The sequence below is a fragment of the Streptomyces sp. NPDC037401 genome, assembly GCF_055602345.1.
Genome location: NZ_JBVJWO010000077.1, coordinates 1 through 3,900, shown reverse-complemented (window position 1 = coordinate 3,900; position 3,900 = coordinate 1). Strand labels below are relative to the sequence as shown.

The window sequence follows — 3,900 nt, the reverse complement described above, 5'->3', positions numbered from 1 at the left end:
ATCAACTGGCCCACCCCCACAACCCACCACCACACCCCCAACCTCCCCACCTACCCCTTCCAACACCAGCACTACTGGCTCAACGTCCCCGACACGGCTCCGGCGCACTCCTCCGCCCCCGCCACGGACGTCGTCGACACCCGCTTCTGGGCAGCAGTCGAGAGCGAGGACTGGGAATCGCTCGCCGGCACGCTCGAGCTGGCGGACGACGCGCCGCTCAGCACGGTGCTCCCGGCGCTCGCGTCCTGGCGCCAGGAGCGCAAGCGCGAAGCCACCGTCGACAACTGGCGCTACGGCATCAGCTGGAAGCCGGTGGCCGACGGGGGTGCCGCGACCGGGCTCACGGGAACCTGGCTCGTGGTCTTCCCGGACGGGCACGCCACCGACGACCTCGTCCGCGCCGCAGCCGAAGGGATGGCGGGGCACGGCGCGCGGGTCGTACCGCTGGAGCTGGACACCGCCGAAGCCGCACGCGGCGCGTACGTCGACCGGATCGGCGAGGTGCTGTCCGCACAGGACTCCCCCCTCGTCGGCGTCCTCTCGCTGCTGGCCCTCGACGAGCGCCCCTACCCGGCACATCCCGCGATGACCGCGGGCGTCGCCGGCACTCTGGCCCTCGTCCAGGCCCTGGGCGACGCACGGCTCGAGGTCCCCCTGTGGTTCGGGACGTGCGGGGCGGTGGCGACAGGCGCCTCGGACGCCCTGTCCAGCCCCGCGCAGGCACAGGTCTGGGGCCTGGGCCGGGTGGCCGGGCTGGAGCAGCCCGAGCGCTGGGGCGGCCTCGTCGACCTGCCGCAGCAGCTCGACGACCGGGCCCGGGCGCGTCTGTGCGCAGTGCTGGCGGGGCTGGCCGGAGAGGACCAGGTCGCGATCCGCACGTCGGGCGTCTTCGCCCGACGCCTCGTGCGGTCGCCGCTCGGCAGCCGGGCAGCGGACGAGGCGCCGGTCTGGCGGACGAGCGGTACGGCGCTGGTCACCGGCGGTACCGGAGCACTCGGTCCGCACATCGCACGATGGCTCGGCTCGAACGGGGCCGAGCACGTGGTGCTGACCAGCCGGCGCGGCCCGTCCGCGCCCGGCATGGCCGAGCTCGAGGGAGAGCTCGCCCTCACGGGTGTCCGGCTCACGGTGGCCGCGTGCGACGCAGCCGACCGCGAGGCTCTCGCCGGCGTGCTGGAGCAGCTGAAGGCCGACGGCGAGAGCGTGCGTACGGTGGTCCACGCCGCCGCGTTCATCGAGCTCGCGTCGCTGGCCGAGGCGGGGCTCGGGGAGTTCGCGGACGTACTGGCCGCCAAGGTCGCGGGCGCCGCCCACCTGGACGAGCTGCTGGGCTCCGAGGAGCTCGACGCGTTCGTGCTCTTCTCGTCCATCGCCGGTGTTTGGGGCAGCGGCGACCACGGTGCGTACGCCGCTGCCAACGCCTACCTGGACGCGCTGGCCGAGCAGCGTCGGGCCCGCGGCCTGAAGGCGAGCTCGATCGCCTGGGGCGTCTGGAACGTCTGGGACCCGGAGCGGCTGCCGGACGGCGTCAAGCCGGAGCAGTTGCAGGCGCGGGGCCTGCCGTTCCTCGACCCGGACACGGCGTTTTCGGCGATGCGGCAGATACTCGCGCACGACGAGACCTTCGTGGCCGTGGCCGACGTGGACTGGGAGCGCTTCGTTCCCGTCTTCACGTCGACGGGTCCGCGTCCGCTGCTCGGTGGCGTACCCGAGGCCCGGCGCGAGATCGAGGCGGCCGCCGCGCCCGCCGACGGCGTGCCGGGGGCGGAACCGCGGAGCGCCCCGTCGTCCCCGCTGCGCGAGCGGCTGGAGGGTCTCGCGGCGGACGAGCGTGACCGGGTGCTCCTCGATCTGGTCCGCGCCCAGGCGGCCTCGGTCCTCGGTCATGCCTCGGCGGAGGCGGTCGAACCGGTACGGGCGTTCCGTGACCTCGGGTTCGACTCGCTGACCGCGGTCGAGCTGCGCAACCGGCTGGCCACGGTCACCGGTCTGCGGCTGCCGGCCACGCTGGTCTTCGACTACCCCTCCCCCTCCGTACTCGCCGGATACCTGCGGGACGAGTTCTTCGGCGCATCCACCGGCACCGCCGCGGCCGGGGCGACCGCAGTACCGGCGGTGCCGCCTGCCGCCGACGACGATCCCGTCGTCATCATCGGCATGGGCTGCCGCTTCCCCGGCGGCGTGCGCTCCCCCGAGCAGCTGTGGGAGCTGCTGCTGCGCGGCGACGACGTGATCTCCGGGCTGCCCACCGACCGCGGCTGGGACCTCGACGGGCTCTACGACCCGGATCCGGAGCAGCGCGGGAAGTCGTACACGCGGCACGGTGGATTCCTTTACGACGCCGCCGACTTCGACCCGGCGTTCTTCGGGATCTCACCGCGTGAGGCCCTCGCGATGGACCCCCAGCAGCGCCTGCTGCTGGAGACCTCCTGGGAGGCCTTCGAACGCGCCGGCATCAACCCCCAGTCGCTGCGCGGCAGCCGTACGTCGGTGTTCGCCGGCGTCAGCTACCACGACTACGGATCGCGGCTCCGGGAGACTCCGGAGGAGGTCGAGGGGTACCTGGGTACGGGCAACACCGCGAGCATCGCCTCGGGGCGCGTCTCGTACGTCCTCGGTCTGGAGGGCGCGGCCGTCACCCTGGACACCGGCTGCTCGTCGTCGCTGGTCGCCCTCCACCTCGCGGCCCAGTCGCTGCGTCAGGGCGAGTCCACGCTCGCGCTGGCCGGCGGTGTGTCCGTGATGGCGGTGCCCACGTCCTTCACCGAGTTCAGCCGTCAGCGGGGCCTGTCGGTGGACGGCCGGTGCCGGGCGTTCTCCGCGGACGCCGACGGCATGGGCATGTCCGAGGGCGTCGGCATGCTGCTGCTGGAGCGGCTGTCGGACGCGCGCCGGAACGGCCACCGCGTACTGGCCGTGGTCCGCGGTACGGCAATGAACCAGGACGGGGCCAGCAACGGGCTCACCGCTCCCAACGGCCCCTCGCAGCAGCGGGTCATCCGCCAGGCCCTCGCCAACGCCGGCTTGTCGGCGGACCAGGTGGATGCGGTGGAGGCGCACGGCACCGGCACGAAACTGGGCGACCCGATCGAGGCACAGGCGCTGATCGCCACGTACGGCCAGGACCGGCCCGAGGACCGGCCGCTGTGGCTCGGCTCGGTGAAGTCCAACATCGGCCACACCCAGGCCGCTTCCGGTGTCGCGGGCCTCATCAAGATGGTCATGGCCCTCCAGCACGGGATCCTGCCGCAGACGCTGCACGTCAACGAACCGACTCCGTGGGTGGACTGGTCGGCCGGAGCCGTGGCCCTGCTGACGGAGGAGACGGCCTGGCCCGTCACGGGGCAGCCGCGGCGGGCGGGCGTCTCCTCGTTCGGCATCAGCGGTACGAACACACATGCGGTGCTGGAGCAAGCGCCGGAAGAAGCAGCCGGGCCGGAACCGGACGCATCGCGGGTGGACGGGGTCGTGCCGTGGCTGGTGTCCGCCAGGACTCCGGAAGCCCTGCGGGCGCAGGCACGACAGCTGCGGGCCTACGTCGACCGCACCCAGACCGTGGACACCGCTGCGGTCGCCGGCACCCTGATCAACGGACGAGCCCAGTTCGAACACCGCGCCGTCCTCCTCACCGAAACCACCAACACCGACACCCTCACCACAGCCCTCGACGCCCTCGCCACCGGCCAACCCCACACCCACCTCGTCCAAGGCCACACCAAACCAGCCGGCAAAACCGTCTTCGTCTTCCCCGGACAGGGCACCCAATGGGCCGGCATGGGCGCCGACCTCCTCGACACCGAACCTGCCTTCGCCGCATCCATCGAACAGTGCGAACAGGCCCTCGCCCCTTACGTGGACTGGTCGCTCACCGAAATCCTGCGCTCACGAGCCGAACTCGAC

Annotated in this window: 1 protein-coding gene; it reads left to right on the top strand. The window is 72.7% G+C overall.

Translation table 11 applies throughout. The features are described 5' to 3' along the window. Nucleotides 1–3,900: SDR family NAD(P)-dependent oxidoreductase (locus ACZ7H1_RS37250; RefSeq protein WP_470792924.1), on the top strand; the 3,900-nt coding region annotated here is incomplete at both ends.